Genomic DNA, 17,119 nt, shown 5'->3' with positions numbered 1-17,119 from the left:
ATGGTCGGTCCGGGCGAGATCGCGTACGTCCGGGGCGGGGGAGGGGGGCGGGACATGCTGGTTGATCCCACGCAGCTGCTGGACGACTGCGAGCGGGCCTGGCGCGAGGCGGGGGAACCGGGCTTCGGCTCAGCGGAGCCGGCCGCCGCCGTACGGACCGCGCTCGTCCTGGAGGCGCTGGTGGCGTACCGGATGCTCGCCGACCACTCCGGCTTCTCGCGCGACTCGGTCTTCGTACGCTGGCCCGCCTGCGCGGTCCACACCGTGGCACAGGCCGACGGTCCGGAACTCGCGCGTCTGGTGGGCGAAGCCCGCGCGCGCGTGCTCGCGGCGCGTCCCGACCTGGGGTCACACGGAGCCGCCCCGGAGAGCGCCGGCGAATGGAGTCGCGCCGCGCACGAGGCCGCCCGCTCGCTGGGCTGGACATGGCGCGCGCCGACCGCGGCGGACGATCCGGTCGCCCCGTCCGGCAGCGTCGCCCCTCCCGAGCTCCGTCTCGGCCCCGGCGCGGGCACCGTGCTGCTAACCCTGCCCGGCGATCCGGACGCGGGGGGCTGGCAACTGTCCGCCGACGGTGAGGCGTTCACGGTCCGGCCGCCTTACTGGGTGCTGCCCGGCCCCGTGCGCCGCGTAGAGGCGACGGATGCGACGGGGGCCACCCATGTCTCGGCCGTCGTGGACCCGGACACCGCCCTGCTGGCCTTCGATGCCGACGGCCACCGCATCCCCCCGGACGAGCCCCTGCCCGCCGCCGAGATCTGCCTCTTGCACGCGGGCACCCTGCAGACCGAGGGCGCCGACCCCGGCGTCGTGGAACTGCCCACCCCGTACGGCTGGAGCGGCTGGACCCTGAGCAGGGTGTCGCTGACCGGGGTGACGCGGGTGCGGGCCTTGGCCGCGGTCCCGGGAAGCTGGCTGGACGTCGCCGCCGGACGGCCGCTCGGCTGGGAGGGCGGTGCGACGTTGCCCTGGATCACGGGTGACGACGGGGCACCCGTGTGGCACCGTCCGCCCGCTCTCCGGCTCCCGCGGCGGCCGGGCGAACCGGACGCGCGACTCTGGCAGGCCGAGGTGCGCCGCCCCGGCCACGTGGAACCTCTCGCCCGTCACACCGGCGCCCCCGGGGCGCTCCTCGACCCGTGGAAGGACGTAACCCGCCCGCTTCTGGGACCGTACGAGATCCTGGTCCACCGCGTCGGCTCCCGGCGCAGGCGGCGACGGGCGGCCTTCCTCGCCGAGGGCATCACGGCCGAACCCACCGCCGAGTGGCGTCTGCTCGCCCCGCACGGAGGCCTGGCCCCCGCTCGGCTGACGCTCGGCGCCGGCGGATCGGTCACCGCCTCCGCGCACGCCGTCGCGTTCTCTCCGCACGAGATCACCAAGAGGCTGGTCCTGGGCGACGGGGTCCGTCGGTTCGCCGTCGAGGCGTGCATCCCGCACTCCGAGGTCCGCCTCGAACTCGGCGGCCAGCCCCTGACCTGGTCCATCCGGCCGCTCGACATCGACGCGGCGGACCTGGCCGGCGAGAGCGCCCTGACCGTCCGCCTGCCGGAACAGGCGGTGGCGGTGACACCCTTGCTGGCACTGGTCGTCGAGGGGACGACCTTGCTCACGCTGCGTCCAGAACGCCGCACTCGCACGCGCAGAGGAGACCTCCGGTACTCACTGGCGGCCCTGGCGGACACCGTGCGCGACTGTGCGAAAGCCGAGATACGGCTGCTGGTCGCGGGGGAGAGCGTCCATGTCGCGACCGTGCGCACCCAGCCCATCGCGGAAAACGTCGTACCCGACGGCGGCGGACTGCTGCTGCGGGGGCTGCGCCACCCGGGCGAACTGACCGCCCGCCTGTACGCCGTCTTCGCACCGTGGGAACAGCCGTTGACGGCCAACGTCGACCAGAGCGGCCGTATCCCGCTGCCCGCGGCCTGGCGGTCGCTCGGCCCCCTGATCGTGCACCTAAACGCGGGCGCCCCCACACCCACAGCTCCCGGATGGCCCCGCCTGCGCGATCCCGACACCCTCGTGCTGCGCCGCTCCCCCTGGACCTACGCCGCTGGCCACGGATCCGGCTCCAGGGTCTCGGAGTACCTGGCTGGGCACGGCGCGCTGCCGCGCGACACCGACGCGATCCCCTACCAGTGGATCGTGGCCGCCCGCGGACGCGACCTGCAGGCGTGCGGAGCCAGAGAGACGGCACCGGCGGAATGCCGCAGCGCCCTCGTGGACGCCGGGCCCACCGCCCTCACGGGAGCGGCCGACAGCGCACTGCGCTCCGGCGAACTCGCCTCCGTGCTCGCCGGCAGCGGTCTCGCCGCCCTGCGGATACGAGAGGTGGCGAACCCTGCCGCCGTACGTCACGTCTGGCGGCAGGCGCCCCTGTGTGCGCTGCTGCTCACGGCCCCGTTGCTGCCGTACCTCTCCGGTGACCTCGCCTACGACGTGGGGGAGTTGTACCCGGAGGAAGCGGAACTCCTCGGCGAGGTGGGCCAGTTCCTGGGCGACGCCGCCATCGCGTTGCTGGCCGGGCAGGCGGATCCGAGCGCCGCGGTCGGCCGGTTCGCCGCCCCGACCCGAGCCCTCGGCCAGCTCCCCGAACCCCAACAGCAGGCCGTGTGGCGCAGCGCCCGTGTCGTCCCGCGAGGCCTCCTGGACCCCGACACCCGTGCCGACGCGGCCTGGCAGGCGTTCCGTGCCCGCAAGGACCTCCAGTACCACGCCACACGTGAGGAGTTCCGCGACGGCCTGGACGCCGTAGCGATCTTCCTGGACGACGGACACCCCGACCTGGCCCAGGCCTTCCGCGGACGGGACCCCGGCCAGTTGCACGGGCCGGGCGAAGCCTGGATGCGGATCCCTCAACTGTCTCTGGGATGCGCGCTGATCGCGAGGCTCGCCGCTGCCGGCGACGCCCGTGCCGCCGGCCTGGAACGGGGGCTTCGCCACCTGTGGACGCCCGTCGCCTCCCACGCACCGGATCTCACCGCCGTCGACATCGCCCTCGCGGAATGCCTGGTCACCGCGGAGGCCGTGCACAGCACCGGCTGACCACCGGTTCCCGTCCAGCCCGTACCGCAGCGGTACCGCCCCACCGCTCGTCCGAAGCCAACCGTCACATCGGAGCCTCCCGTGCACAGCCTCGACCCGCTCGCCACCTCCAGCATGATCAGCGACGCCTACCGCCGCTATTTGCGTTCCTTGCTGCCCCTGCGCGAGCCCCGCCTGGCCGAGGCCCTCGCCCACGCCATCGACACCAGCCCGCTGCTCACCAAGGGGCCCCTGCTGGAGGCCACCCCCGCCTACGCGCCGGGCGCCACCCTGAACGAGCTCGTCGCAGAGGGCGTACTCGACCCCGCGTTCCAGCAGCTGACCGGCCCCGCACTGCCCGCCGACCGTCCCCTGTACCGGCACCAGGAACAGGCGCTGCGCAAGGCCGTCGCCGGACGCAACCTCGTCGTGGCCACCGGTACCGGTTCCGGCAAGACCGAGAGCTTCCTCCTGCCCGTCCTCAACGCCCTGGCCGCCGAACACGCCCGCGGCACTCTCGGACCCGGCGTCCGCGCCCTGCTGCTCTACCCGATGAACGCCCTGGCCAACGACCAGATGAAGCGACTGCGCCGACTGCTCGCCGACACCCCCCACATCACCTTCGGCCGCTACACCGGCGACACCAAGGACGATCCGCAGCGCGCCGCCGACACCTTCGAGCAGCTCAACCCCGGCGAACCGCGCCTGCCCAACGAACTGCTCAGCCGACGCGAGATGCGCGCCACACCGCCCCACATCCTGCTCACCAACTACGCCATGCTGGAGTACCTGCTGCTCCGCCCCCAGGACATGGACCTCTTCGAGGGAGAGCAGGCGGGATCCTGGCGGTTCGTCGTCGTCGACGAGGCCCACGTCTACGACGGAGCGCGCGGCGCGGAACTCGCCATGCTGCTGCGCCGCTTGAAGGACCGTGTGGGGCAGGGGCGGGAGATCCAGGCCATCGCCACCAGTGCCACCGTCGGCGCGGAGGAGAACCCGGCCGCCGTCACCGCCTTCGCCCAGGCCCTCTTCGACGTCCCCTTCCGCTGGGACGCGAGTGACCCGGCCGCCCAGGACCTGGTCACCGCAACCCGGGTCGCCACACCCGACGGCCCGCACTGGGGGCCGCTGCCGACCGCCGAGTACCTGCGCCTGGCCACGACCGCCGACCCCGAACCGGAGATCGTGTCGGCCGCGCGCATGCACGGCCTGCCCGCCGGCACGACCGCGGCCACCGCCCTCGCCGTCGAGGCCGGCACCGCGGCTCTGCGCCGGGCCCTCGCCGACGGACCCCGGCCCGTGAACGAGATCGCCCGCGACGTCTTCCCCGGTGACCCTGTCGGACCCGCGGCGATCACCGCGCTCGTCCAACTCGCCAGCCAGGTGACCGACACCGACGGCGCTCCCGTGCTCTCCGCCCGCTACCACCTCTTCGCACGCGCCACGGAAGGCGCCTTCACCTGCCTCGACCCGGCAGGCCCCCACCTCGACCTGGCCCGCCACGAGACCTGCGCGCGGTGTGCCCGCCCCTCCTTCGAGCTGGGCGCCTGCCGCCGCTGCGGTGCCGTACACCTGCACGGCACCTTCACCGGCAAGGGGGCACAAGCCCGCCTCGCACACCGCAAGTCTCCCGACAGCCCCCACACCTGGCTGCTCCTCGACGGGGACGGCTCGGACACCGGTGCCGACGAGGACGACGAGACACTCGGCGACAGCGCCAAGGGCGGCCTCAAGGAACGCAGACTGTGCACCCGCTGCGCGGCCGTGCACCCCGCGGCCACGGCATCCTGCACCGCTCCCGGATGCGGTGGCACCGAACTGCGCCGCGTCCACCAGCTCGACACCCACGAGGGCACCCCAGCCGCATGCCTCGCCTGTGGAGCGCGCGGTCACGGCATGATCCGCCTGTTCGAGGCAGGCAACGAGGCTTCGGCCGCCGTCCTCAGCACCGCCCTCTACCAGGCGCTGCCTCCGGCGACCGACGGCCCGGCCGCCGCACTGCCCGGACAGGGCCGCAAGCTGCTGTTCTTCAGCGACAGCCGACAGGCCGCCGCGTACTTCGCGCCCTACCTGGAGGACTCCTACACCCGCATCCAGCACCGGCGCCTGATCACCCAGGCCGTCCGGCAGGGCTGCCCCGACCCCGATGAGCCCCTGCACATCGACGACCTCGTCGCCCACACCATCCGCGCCGCCGACCGCGCCGGAGTCTTCCGCCGCAACGACTCCCGCCAGGCCAAGCAGCGCGAAGTGGCCCTGTGGGTGATGCAGGAAGTGCTCAGCCTCGACGACCGACAGTCACTCGAAGGCCTCGGCCTGCTCCGGATCGACATCGACCGCGAGCCCTTCTGGCAGCCGCCCGCCGCCCTCACCTCACTCGGCCTCACGGATGACGAGGCATGGCTGCTGCTGCAGGAACTCCTGCGCACCCTGCGCAACCAGGGCGCGCTCACCATGCCCGAGGACGTCGACGCGGGCGACGAGTCCTTCGCCCCACGCAAGGGGCCCATCTGGGTCCGCTCCCAGGGCTCCGAGGCCAAGCGCAAGGTGATCAGCTGGCTGCCCAGCGCCGCGAGTGCCTCGAACCGACGCGTCGACTACCTCGTACGCGTACTCGACGCCCTCGGCCACCAGGGCGAACGACGGGCCACCGCCCTCGATGTCCTGAACCGCCTGTGGACCGACCTTACGACAGGTCACCTCGCCGACTGGCTGCCGTCCGAAAGCCAACCGGGGATCGGCGTCGTCCGCCGACTCGACCACGCCTGGCTGCGGTTGCGGCCGGTGACGGCGGACAGCCGTCCGCTGTACGCCTGCGACCGCTGCCGCCGCATCACCACGGTGTCCGTGCGCGGTGTGTGCCCGACGCTGCGCTGCACAGGACGCCTTGAGGACTTCAAGCCGTCGCCCGAGACGGACGAGCACCTGCGGCGCCTCTACCTGACCTTCGACCCCGTTCCCCTGCGCGCCCAGGAGCACACCGCCCAGTGGACCGGGGAGAAGGCCGCCGAGATCCAGGGGGAGTTCGTCCGAGGACAGGTCAACGCCCTGTCCTGCTCCACCACCTTCGAACTCGGCGTCGACGTCGGTGAACTCCAGGCCGTCGTCCTGCGCAACATGCCGCCCTCCACCGCCAACTACGTCCAGCGCGCCGGCCGCGCCGGCCGCCGCGCCGACTCGGCCGCGCTGGTCCTCACCTACGCGCAGCGGCGGCCCCACGACCTCGCCCGGTTCGCGGAGCCCGAGCGGATGATCGCCGGGGAGGTACGGGCCCCGATCGTCCCCGTCGACAACGTCCGGATCGACCGCCGCCACGCCCACTCCATCGCGCTCGCCGCCTTCTTCCGCGCCATGAAGGACGAGCGGGGCCGGATCTGGCGCAAGGCGGGAGAGTTCTTCCTTCCCGACGACACCACCGGCGAGATCGCCGCCCACACGGTGCGCGACTGGCTGACCCCCGTTCCGGACAGCGTCATGGCCTCCCTGCGCCGGGTTCTCCCCGACCAGGTCCAGAAAGAGATCGGCATCGACTCCGGCGACTGGGTCGCCGAACTGGACCGGCTCCTGCGTGCCGCACAGCAGATCCTCGACCAGGACGTCACCTCGTACCGCGAACGCCGCGACCAGGCCGCGGCCGCCCGCAAGTACCGGCAGGCGGAGATGTACGAGAAAGTCATCCGCAACCTCACCCAACGCGAACTGCTCGGCGTCCTCGCCAACCGCAACGTGCTGCCCAAGTACGGCTTCCCCGTGGACACCGTCGAACTGCGCATCCCCCAGGAGGGCGGCGCCGTCTCGGGGCAACTCGAACTCACCCGTGACCTGAGCGCCGCCGTCCACGAATACGCCCCGGGGGCCGAGATCGTGGCGGGCGGCCACCTGTGGGCGTCCGCCGGCGTCTACCGGCTGCCGGACCGCGAACTGGTCAGCCGCCACTACGCCGTGTGCGCGACTTGCGGCCGCTACCGGGAGGCCACCGAACCCGTGGACCCCGTCTGCGCCGCCTGCGGCACGCAGTCCGCGGCCGTGCAACGCCGTTACGTCGAACCGGTCTACGGCTTCGTCGCCGCGCGCGGACCCCAGCGCCGCCCGGGGCAGGTCCCGCCACGACGGTCCTGGTACGGCGACGTCCATATGTCCACCGACACGGCCGACCTCCAGGAAGGCGCGACCACCTTCGTCTCCGGCCACACCACACCCTGGTCGGCGGGCACCCGGGGAGAGATGGTGGTCGTCTCCGAGGGACCGGCCGGCGCCGGATACCAGATCTGCGACTGGTGCGGCTGGGGCCGTCCGCACGCCCAGGCCGGGCCTCCGCGCGGCGGCCACCCGCACCTGCTGAAAGACACCCAGTGCACGGGCCCCCTCCGCGTCGTCTCCCTCGCTCACCGGTACCAGACCGACTTCCTCCAGATCCATCTGGACCCGCTCACAGCCCTGACCGCCACCGCGGCCCGTCTGCGCTCCGGCCTGTACGCACTGCTCGAAGGCGCCGCCGCCCACCTGGAGATCAGCCGCGACGACATCGACGGCACGGTTCACACCGGCACCGACGGCATGCCGTCCCTGCTGCTCTTCGACACCACTCCGGGGGGCGCGGGCAACGCCGTGTCCATGGGCGAGCGGCTCGAACCGGTTGTTTCTGCCGCGCTTGCCCGGGTGGCGGCCTGCGAGTGCGGCCCGGAGAGCAGCTGCTACGCGTGCCTGCGGAACTTCCGCAATGAGCGTTTCCACGAGCTGCTGAGCCGCCGTGAGGCTGTCGCACTCCTCGATGCCCTTACGGGCAACGTGAGCTGATGGTGCAGTTCCGCTGAACATCGGGACGAGACTCGGTGCATCACGTGTGCCTCCCGTCTCTGGAGTGCCGACCTTGAGGTGTGCGGTGAGGGCCTGGAGCGCCCTCCAGGCGGCAGCGTCGGTTCCGTTGCCGAGGGGGCAGTGCAGGGCCGGGTCCGTGGCGGTCCCGAGCTGCACGGGCTTCACTGCGAGCGGAGGCCGCCGAGCATGGGTGAGGCCCATGGCTCAGACGTCTCTGGTGCCGAGAGTGAACGTGATGGGAATCGGTGGGGCGGTGAGGTGGGGAGCCAGGGTCAGGTCCGCGCTGGCGGCTGTCAGGGTGGTCAGCATGGTCGTCAGACCGTGAACGTCGGCGGGTGCGGTGGCCAGGGGGCCGGACCGTCCCGTGAGGACGAGCGTGATGTCGTGGCAGCGTGGCTACGAGAGCGACGTCGCGGTGCCGTTGATTACCGCCGCCTCGGCCGTGACGGCCGGTGCGGTGTTGCGGGCGGCAGAACGTGGACAGCCGGGTCGGCACTGGAGGGCACGCGTTGGTCGGTGGTGATGGCCATCGCATCGCTCTGAAATCGACCCCCTCCTTCAAGCGCTTCGAGCGCTCGCCATACGGTCGTAGCCGTGCGCTTCGACGACAATGAGCCCGCCTTCAAGCGGAGCAAGTGGGGGACGAACCGTTACGAGTACAACCCGCGGAACCCCATGGGCTTCACCCTGATCGTGGTGGCCATCGGCTTCGCTGTGGTGATGCTGCTCCTGATGCACAACCACGCAGGGCCATTTGCGCCGCCGGACACGTCGTGGAGTCCGGCGCCGGACATGTCACGGTGGGCGCCGCCGACAGAGGATCCACACGCGCCAACTCCGTCGGCGTCGGTGTATTCGCCAGGGCCATGAAGGTCTGAGTGGGTAGTGAGGTGATCCCTTGAACGGATGGCTACGCCCGTCATGCGCTGACCGGGCTGCCCGAACGGTAGCGTAGCGGAGCTCCTGCCAAGGCCGAGGTAGGGGCTCCTTCCGTACCAGTCATTCGCGAGACGCCCCTGCGTCTGACGGCGGACGCCGGCCTTGCCCCGTTTCTGGGTGCGACAAGGAGTTAGACGGGGGTAGCGGCGTGGCTGTGACGTGCGGCATGGTCACTTTCCGGTCAGTCGCGGGCTAGGAGCGGCGTCAAAATTCCGTGACCAGGCAAGATCACGACTATCGCGCCTGGGTTGCTTCTGTTACGGATGGAGATGGCAGGGGCACCACAAGCGAGTGGCTAAGGTGCTGCTGAGGGGCTGACCGCACGGGGGAGGACTCGATGGCCGACAACACGGGGGATCCGCAGGCAACTGCGGCTGCGCTGGAATCGGTGGCTGGCGCGCTGGCCGCGTCCGGCATCGGCCCGATCGCAGGTGCGGGTGCCGTCATGGCCCAGGAACTGCGGGTCGAGGCCGAAACTCTGACTACCTTCAAGAACCGGGTGAACGACCTCCTGACTCGGCTGGAGAAGTCGAAGGCTGCCCCGCACAGGATCGCGGACGGCGCCCTGCCGACGGGACGGTTGGGAAACTTCGACGAGGCCGACGCGCTCCACGATGCCTACACTGAGGGTGATGCTGGCCTTTTGTGACCGGCCTAGCTTGGTTCAAGGTGCAATCGGGCATGGGACGCTCCAGCTCATGCTGCCTGTGCGAGCTGTGAGACGCAGAGAGTGCCTGCATGGAAGCTGCGCGGGCGTGCCACCTCAGGGGCACAGCGCATCCCATCAAAACAATTGCGTGTGCATATTCTCGGGGGATGATCTTGCGGCTCGCGGGAACCTCAACATCAATTAGCCCTGTTGCGGCTGGTCAAGGGAACTCGTGAACGGCTGACAGAGAAAAACAGAGAAAAAGGCCTGGTCAACATGGTGACCAGGCCTTTTTCGTGCTCCTGAGGGATTCTTGAGTCGGCGAGGATTCGAGGGGAGCTGAGGATCATGGATGCACCGGCGGTCGGCCACCATGAACCGAGTGATCCCCTCGACACCGCAGAGGCCGTGGCGGTGACGGCTCCGGACGGAGTGCTGACGGGCTGGAGTGCCGGTGCGCAGCGGTTGCTCGGGTACTCCGCCGCCGAGGCTGTGGGCCGGCCGGCGGCGGACCTGCTCGCGTCGCCCCTCCCCGGGGCCGCTCTCGAGAGACTTGCCGGGCAGGCGGGCTGGGCCGGGCCGGTGGTGCTCCGCGACCGTGGCGGACGCTCCGTGGAGTGCAGCCTTCGGGCGCGTCCGCTGGCCACCGGTGACGGGCGGACCGGCTGGTGCCTGGAGGCCGTACCAGAGCAGGACAGAGAGATAAGAGAGGACAGCCGCGACACGGACCCGCTGCTGCGCTGGTCGTTCGATCAGTCCCCGTTCGCCCTGGCCCTCTACGACCCCGAGGGCCGGTTCCTCCGGGTCAATCACCGCATGGAGCAGCAGCTCGGAGCGTCGGAGCGGGAGCTTCGGGGGCTCCGGATCACCGAGCACATGCCGGACCCCCGGTTCCAGCGTCCTGAGCAGGCCGTCGACCGGGTGGCGGCGACCGGTGTGCCGGAGCACATCGAGAACCATGTGCGCGTCCCGGGTGAACCGTACGCGCACGCCTGGATCGTGCACGTGGACCCCCTCAAGGACGCGGCGGGAGTGGTGCAGGGCGTGCAGGTGGCCGCGCTCGACTTCTCGGAGCAGTCCGCGGCCCGTGAGCGGCTGGCGCTGCTCAACGAGGCCAGCACGCGCATCGGCAGCAGCCTGGACGTGGCCCGCACCGCCCAGGAGCTGGCCGACGTGGCCGTGCCCGCGTGCGCGGACTTCGCCTCGGTCGATCTGCTCGATGCCGTGCTGCACGGCGACGAACCCGCGCCCATCCCCGTCGGCGCCCGCCTGATGCTGCGGCGCACGGCGATCCGCTCCGGCGTGCCGGGCGTCGTAGAGGTCGGCGACCTGGCCCACTACCCGGCGTTCTCACCCCTCGAACGCTGCCTGGCCACCGGCCGCGGCACCGTGCACCGGATCACCGACCCCGAGGTCGTACGGTGGCTGGCCCAGGACCCCGACCGGGCCGCCTGGGTGAACCGGAACCGCCCGCACTCGCTCATGGCGGTGCCGCTGCGCGCCCGCGGCGTGAACCTCGGCGCCGCCCTCTTCACCCGTCTGGACCCGTCGACCCCGCCGTGCACGGAGGACGACCTGCGGATCGTCGAGGAACTCGCGGCGCGGGCAGCGGTCTGCATCGACAACGCCCGCCGCTACACGCGCGAGCGCACCACCACCCTCGCCCTGCAGCACAGCCTGCTGCCCCAGGGGATTCCCGAGCAGGCCGCCGTCGAGGCCGCCGGCCGCTATCTGCCCGCGGGGTCGCAGGCCGGGGTCGGAGGCGACTGGTTCGACGTGATCCCGCTCTCCGGCGCCCGCGTCGCCCTGGTCGTCGGCGACGTCGTCGGCCACGGACTCCACGCCTCCGCCGCCATGGGACGCCTGCGTACGGCCGTACGCACGCTCGCCGACGTCGACCTGCCCCCGGACGAACTGCTCGCGCACCTGGACGACCTGGTCATCCGCCTCAGCACCGGCCTGGAGACCGCGGCCGAGCCACCGACCTCCGACCTCGGAGCCACGTGCCTGTACGCGGTCTACGACCCGGCCTCCCGCACCTGCTCCCTCGCCAGCGCCGGCCACCCCTGGCCCGCTCTGGTCACCCCTGACGGCACGGTGGACTTCCTCGAACTGCCCACCGGCCCACCCCTGGGCCTCGGCGGACTGCCCTTCGAGTCCGTCGACGTCGAACTTCCCGAAGGCAGCCTCCTCGCGCTCTACACCGACGGCCTGATCGAGGCCCGCGGCCAGGACGTCGACGCCGGGCTGCGCGCCCTGCGCTCCGCCCTCGCCGACGCTGCTCCCTCGCTCGAGACCACCTGCGACATCGTCCTCAAGGCGCTGCTCGACGGGCGTCCCGCCGACGATGTCGCGCTGCTCATCGCCCGCACCCGGGCCCTGGACAGCCGGCGCATCGTCCAATGGGACCTGCCCGCCGATCCGGCCTTCGTCGCCGAGGCCCGCTTGATGACGGCCGCCCAGCTCCACACCTGGGATCTGGACGAGTTGGCCTTCGTCACCGAACTCGTGGTCAGCGAGCTGGTCACCAACGCGATCCGGCACGCCGCCCCGCCCATCCGGCTGCGGCTCATCAAGGACCGCACGCTGATCTGCGAGGTCTGCGACGCCAGCAACACGGCACCGCACCTGCGCCGCGCCCGCATCTTCGACGAGGGCGGACGCGGGCTGATGCTGGTCGCCCAGCTCACCGAGCGCTGGGGCACGCGGCACGCCGCCACCGGCAAGACCATCTGGGCCGAGTTGCCGTTGCCGTCGGCGGCCCCCGTGGCGTCGACGTCCGGTACTACGTGAGCCTGGCGGTGAGCCGACTCAGCGTCTGTTGTGCTTCCGGCAGCGCACGGCGCAGGAATCCGGGCTCCTGCTCCGCCAGCCGCGTCAACAGCTCGACGGCCTCCTGCGCGGCCGCTGCCGCCTCCGCCAGCTCGACCCCGGCATGCGAACGGGCGAAGGCGAAGGCATGGAGGGCGGTGCCGAGTTCCAGTGCCCGGGCCGTGGGCGAGGCCGCCGCGAGGGGGCGTACGCGGGCCAGGGCCTGATCGGTGAGCTGTACGGCCTCGTCGGCGCGTCCTGCCAGCGCCAGACAGATGCCCAGATTGGCCTGAGCGGCGATCAGTTGCGGCTCGTAGGGGATCGGGTCCTCCTCGGCGAGAGGAGCGGCCACGGCGACCGCCTCCTCGGAGGTCTCGATCGCCTCCTCCAACCGTCGGGGGAGCCGCAGAAGCTGGGTGCCCGAGCTGGTGAGCTGGTGGCCGAGGAAGCTGCGCAAGGGGGCGGCATCGCCGAGGGCGAGACGGCGTGCGATCTCGAGGCCGCGTTCGAGCAGGGGCAGTCCCTCCGCCGGCTCGCCCAGCTCGCTGCGCGCCGCGCCCAAGCCGCTCAACGCGCCCGCGAGGTTGAGCTCGCCCACGGGGCCGGGCGCCGGGTGCCGTTCGAAGATCTCCGCCGCCTCCTCGGCCGCTGCCAGGGCCGCATCGGCCGAGTCGAGGGCGAGGTAGGACACCGTCAGCAGGATCCGGACCATGCCCAGGGCGGACTTTGGGGCAGCACTCGGCTGCTCCCCGAGTCGCCGCAGCTCGTGCTCCGCCTCCTCGAGTGGCGGGACCGCCTGCGGGCGCAGCCCCGCCTGCACGCGGCGCAGCCCCAGATTCGAGAGCGCTTCGGCGAGTGCGAGACGGGTCTCGGGTGAATCGGCCCGCTCCACCAGCGCACGCCGGATCGCGACGGCCTCCCCGGCGGCGTCGACGGACTCGTCGAAGCGGCCGCCGTTGTGCAGTTGGTTGCTCAGGAGTTCCAGCAGCTGTGCCCGCTGCGGATCGTGGAGGAGGCCCTCGGCCTCGGCGCGCTTCCGGCGGATCGTCAGGGCGCGCTCCACTGCCCGCAGCCCCTGCGGCCGCTGCGAGCGGGTCCCGGCGAGCCCTCCGATCATGGCGAGGCGCTCGACCAGTTGGGCCTCGAACCGCGCAGGAGACCTCTCCGCCAGCCTCTCGTCGATGTCCACGGCCCGCTGCAATGCGGCCACGGCCTCGGCCTGGCGGCCGAGGGAGTTGAGGCAGACGGCCTCGTGCATGCAGTAGCGCGACAGTGCCGGAAGGTGTGCGTCGGGGGTGGCCTCGGCCAGGGGGCGCTGCAGCTCGATGGTCTCCCGCACCGTGGCGAGCGCCTGCACACCCCGACCGAGCGTGCGCTGCTGGACTGCGAGGTTGTTGAGGCACAGGGCGAGATCCGGGTTCGTGCTCGTCGGTGCCTTGGCCGCCAGGCTGCGGTACGTCTCTGCCGCGGAGAGGTAATGGGCGACAGCCTCTTCGTGCCGCCCGGTCGCGGCCAGACATCCGGCCAGGGTGGTGAGGCTCATCGCGACGTCACCCAGGAACGCCGTGGGGTGCTCCGCCTCCAAGGCGGCGTAGATGGCGGCGGCCTGTCTGGCGACCGATACCGCACCGTCCGGATCGCCCCTTTCCTCACGCTGGTTGGCCAGGTTGTGGAGAACCATGGCCTGCTGGTGGCGGAAGGCGCCGGGCTCGTCGGCGACCAGGCGCTCACACAGGTCGACCGCCTCGCGAAGGGCCTTCTCCGCCTCGTCACGGAGGCCGGCATCACCGAGTTCCAGCGCGAGCGAGTTGAGGCCGTTCACAAGATGTGAGCCGTATGCCTTGGGCCGCTCACTCGCCAGCCTCCTGCGCAGGGCGACGCTACGCCGCGTCTCGGCCAGCGACTCCTCCGACCGGCCCAGCTCCCCCAGACGCTGGGCATGGACGCCCACGCAGCCGGCCAGAGCCACGCCGTACGCGTCCGGATGGTCCTCCGCCAGCTTCTCGTAGATCCGTACCGAATCTTGGGCGGCTTGCAATGCCTCCGGAAGAAGCCCTGTGTCGGCGAGGTAGTTGGAGAGGTTCTGCAGACTGTTCCCGAGCACGTCCTTCGCGCTCTCAGCGCCCAGAGCCACCAGTTCCTGAAGGTGCTCCACCGCGCACTCGGACGTTTTCCGAGCGTCCTGGGGCCGGCCGAGATCATCCTCGGCGGTCGCCCGGGTGTTCAGGGACTGGGCCAGGCGCCGGCGCGGGCCGCGCGGACTGAGGTCGACGGGGGCTGGCCCCTCGGCGTCGAAGATGGCCTGGGCGATGTCCACGGCTTCGGCGGCGGAGGCGAACGCCTCGGCCCGTAGACCGAGTTTCCTCTGGCCGACGGACACGTTGTTGAGCGCGGCGGCCAGCTCCGCCCGCGCGCCGTCCAGGCCCTCGGCCACCAGCGGCCGGAGCAGATCCACCGCCGCCTGCGCCGCCGCGAGCCCTTCTGCTCGAAGTCCCATCTCCAGTCGGTTCTTGGAGAGTTGCCGCAGTCGCCGGGACAGCTCCAGTTCGCGTCCGGCCTGTGCGGCCCGTTCCTGCGCGACCGCCTGCAGCGGCCCTGGGGAGTCCGGCGCACCTGCCTTCGTGGCGAGGTGCAACTCCACGATTTTCTCGAGCAGTTGGACACCCAGTGCGGTCAGGTTGTAGGTGGACTCCGGCAGGTGGTCGGCCAGGCGCTCCAGCTCCGTGACCGTGGTGTCAGGGGCCGCCGCGTGGCGGGACAGCGCCGTGATCAGCGGCTCGGGGATCTCCACCTGGGTGGCGGCGTCCATCGCGGGGTGCGCCAGCCGGGGCAGGTGAGCTCCACATATCTGCGTCACCTGCGGGGCCAGCCTCTCACGCAGTGGCGGGTGCGCGGCGGCTCGGGTCACAAAGGCCAGCAGCCGGGCGGCCTGCGGGTCCGTGAGGTCCGGGCTGTCGATGACAGCGGTGGCCAGGGGCGGACAGGCCAGCACACGGCGGCCGACGAGGCGCTCCGCCAGTCGGTCCGGCTGCAGAGTGCCCCAGGGACGGCCGGGATCCCCCGGGCACAGGGCGCGGATCCAGCGGCTGACCCTCCGCCGGATGTCGTAGGTCTGGTCCTCGAGCGCGGGTGCGCGGCGGAGCAGGCCGAGAGCCTGCATCTCGTCGGCCGGCTCGACCAGCATGGCGAGTGCCATGGCGTCCTCGAGGCTCTCCGGGTCGAGTCCCAGGCCGTGGGCGAGGGCAGCCTGCTCCCAGTACCACGTCTGGTGGTTCAGCAGTCGGTCTTCCGCATCCAGTGACCGGTCATCCGGTCCCGGCGCAGCCTCGGTCGCCGAGCCGGATCGCCTTGACGCGGCATCCAGAAGGTCCGCCAGGGCGGTCATGTGGAGGGTGAGCGCGTTGCTCCAGCCGCTGCCGCGCAGCTCCGGGGGCGTGATCGACGCGGCCAGCTCCGCCCAGTCGCCGCGAGGCCGCGGCCCGACCGAGGGCAGCGTGTCCGCGAAGGCCTGGAGCGCCTCCCGGTACGCCGCTTCGCGGGCCGTGGGGTCGGGCAGCAGCGCCGGGAGGTCGGTGACCTCGGCGGCCTCCAGCAGGTGCTTGCCCCTCCCCGGGCCGCGCCGGGCGCTCTGCCACCATTCGCCTGCGGTGCGGGCCAGCAACAGCAGTTTGAACGGCTCCGCGCGCACCGGATCGGCGGCGGCCTTCAGCAGGGCGTCGAGCTGAAGGGCCCTGATCTCCGCCAGGTCCAGCACCACCAGCACTGGATCGACCGCGTGTCGCAACCGGTCCAGTTCCTCCGGCTCGGCGTCGAACCTGGGCCAGATCACCTGCCACGGCCGTGGTTCCTCCGCCCCCGGCCCTTGCCGACCCCTGCGGCCGAGGTTCGCCTGCAACTGGAGTGCCAGGCGGGTCTTGCCCTGCCCGCCCGGGGCATGGACGAGCCAGATACCGGGCCCGTCCTGCGCGCACCAGTCCTCAAGGCGTTGGAGCAGTTCCTTACGTCCGTGAAAACCCACCACCTGACGTGAGGGCTCCAGCAACGCCGCCGGCGAGAGCAGCCTCTCCTCATGCTGTCCCGCACCCGCCCCTGCCACCCCGCCGAGTTCGCGGAACTCGGTGACCTCCAGAGTCGTGGAGTCCGCCCCGTACTCCTTCAGGGCGCTGCGGAAGGAGTCGCTGCGGTGGAGCATGTAGGCGGGGACGGCGTGCAGTGCCCCGAATCCGGAGTGGGCCGGGTCGACCGCGATCACACCGATGATCTGCTCATCGCAGACCAGGGCGGCGCCGGACAGACGCGCCCACGGGGACCGGGACCCTTCGGCGTCCGTCCAGGTCGGCGGGGTCTGGCTCAGATCCATGACGTAGCGGTTGGCGACGAGACCGCTGCCGGGGTTGATCCGACCGCTCAGCTGTTTCAGCTCGGGTGTGACCTTCTCTCCCTGCGCGTCACCGGATGCCGGGGGGTGCTTCAGCTCGGCCACCTTGGGCACGCCCCAGGTCTGGCACTCCTGCTGGGGCAGCCAGGTGCCCAGCCGCCCCCACGGCTCGGCTTTGCCCGCGAGGGGCCGCCAGTCGGGGTCGTCGATCAGGGCCAGGGCCGCGTCGTCGCGTCCGTTCGGCGTGCCGCGCCAGACGACGGTCCCGCGGTAGACGAGGTTCCGTCCGGGGTGGAACAGCTTTACGGGCGTGCCCTCAGGGCCGACCACATGAGCGGATGTCAGCACCAGTTCTGGACCGACGACATAGCCGGAACCCTGGGCCTCCGACGAACCGACCGCCACCACGCGGTTCCGATCCATGGTCTCCCCCCCCACAGGATCTGTTGGACTCGATCGAACTGCCGAGCTCCGACTCGGGTCCGCCACGGCGGAGTCGG

The 17,119-nt window shown here is 71.8% G+C and carries 7 protein-coding genes; 5 read left to right on the top strand and 2 right to left on the bottom strand.

The window, feature by feature from the left end:
- Positions 1–54 precede the first annotated feature (54 nt).
- Both CRP49_RS44275 and CRP49_RS44270 read left to right on the top strand, forming a co-directional pair.
- Positions 55–3,045 (top strand): hypothetical protein, encoded by a 2,991-nt coding sequence (locus CRP49_RS44275; RefSeq protein ID WP_143670111.1) that lies wholly within the window; start codon positions 55–57, stop codon positions 3,043–3,045.
- A gap of 81 nt (positions 3,046–3,126) precedes the next feature.
- Positions 3,127–7,821, top strand: a complete 4,695-nt coding sequence (locus tag CRP49_RS44270) for a DEAD/DEAH box helicase (protein WP_097258972.1) — start codon at positions 3,127–3,129, stop codon at positions 7,819–7,821.
- A gap of 225 nt (positions 7,822–8,046) precedes the next feature.
- Here the strand turns inward: CRP49_RS44270 and CRP49_RS48740 are convergent, their stop codons facing one another.
- Positions 8,047–8,190 carry a DUF6177 family protein gene (locus tag CRP49_RS48740; protein WP_257033885.1) on the bottom strand — a complete coding sequence of 48 codons (144 nt, stop codon included), beginning with the start codon at positions 8,188–8,190 and terminating at the stop codon, positions 8,047–8,049.
- A 246-nt stretch (positions 8,191–8,436) separates the two neighbouring features.
- On the opposite strand from CRP49_RS48740, the gene CRP49_RS44260 reads away from it, so the two are divergent.
- The 3 genes from CRP49_RS44260 to CRP49_RS44250 all read left to right on the top strand — a co-directional run bounded on the left by CRP49_RS44260 (position 8,437) and on the right by CRP49_RS44250 (position 12,223).
- The gene (locus CRP49_RS44260; protein WP_097258971.1) at positions 8,437–8,712 is read left to right on the top strand and encodes a hypothetical protein; all 276 of its coding nucleotides are present in this window, start codon (positions 8,437–8,439) and stop codon (positions 8,710–8,712) included.
- Between the two features lie 406 nt (positions 8,713–9,118).
- Positions 9,119–9,430, top strand: coding sequence for a hypothetical protein (locus CRP49_RS44255; protein ID WP_097258970.1), 312 nt, complete (start codon positions 9,119–9,121; stop codon positions 9,428–9,430).
- 348 nt (positions 9,431–9,778) lie between these two features.
- Positions 9,779–12,223: a SpoIIE family protein phosphatase gene (locus CRP49_RS44250; RefSeq protein ID WP_097258969.1), complete on the top strand. Its 2,445-nt coding sequence runs from the start codon at positions 9,779–9,781 to the stop codon at positions 12,221–12,223.
- On the opposite strand, the gene CRP49_RS44245 is transcribed toward CRP49_RS44250, so the two are convergent.
- Entirely contained in the window at positions 12,216–17,042 is a 4,827-nt protein-coding gene (locus tag CRP49_RS44245; RefSeq protein WP_097258968.1) for a tetratricopeptide repeat protein, read from the bottom strand. The two genes, CRP49_RS44250 and CRP49_RS44245, sit on opposite strands and share 8 nt — an antisense overlap.
- Positions 17,043–17,119: the final 77 nt, after the last annotated feature.

This window comes from Streptomyces sp. Ag109_G2-15, assembly GCF_900215565.1.
Taxonomy (GTDB): domain Bacteria; phylum Actinomycetota; class Actinomycetes; order Streptomycetales; family Streptomycetaceae; genus Streptomyces; species Streptomyces diastatochromogenes.
Note: the sequence above shows the minus strand (reverse complement) of the source record. Positions and strands in the feature narration are given on the sequence as shown.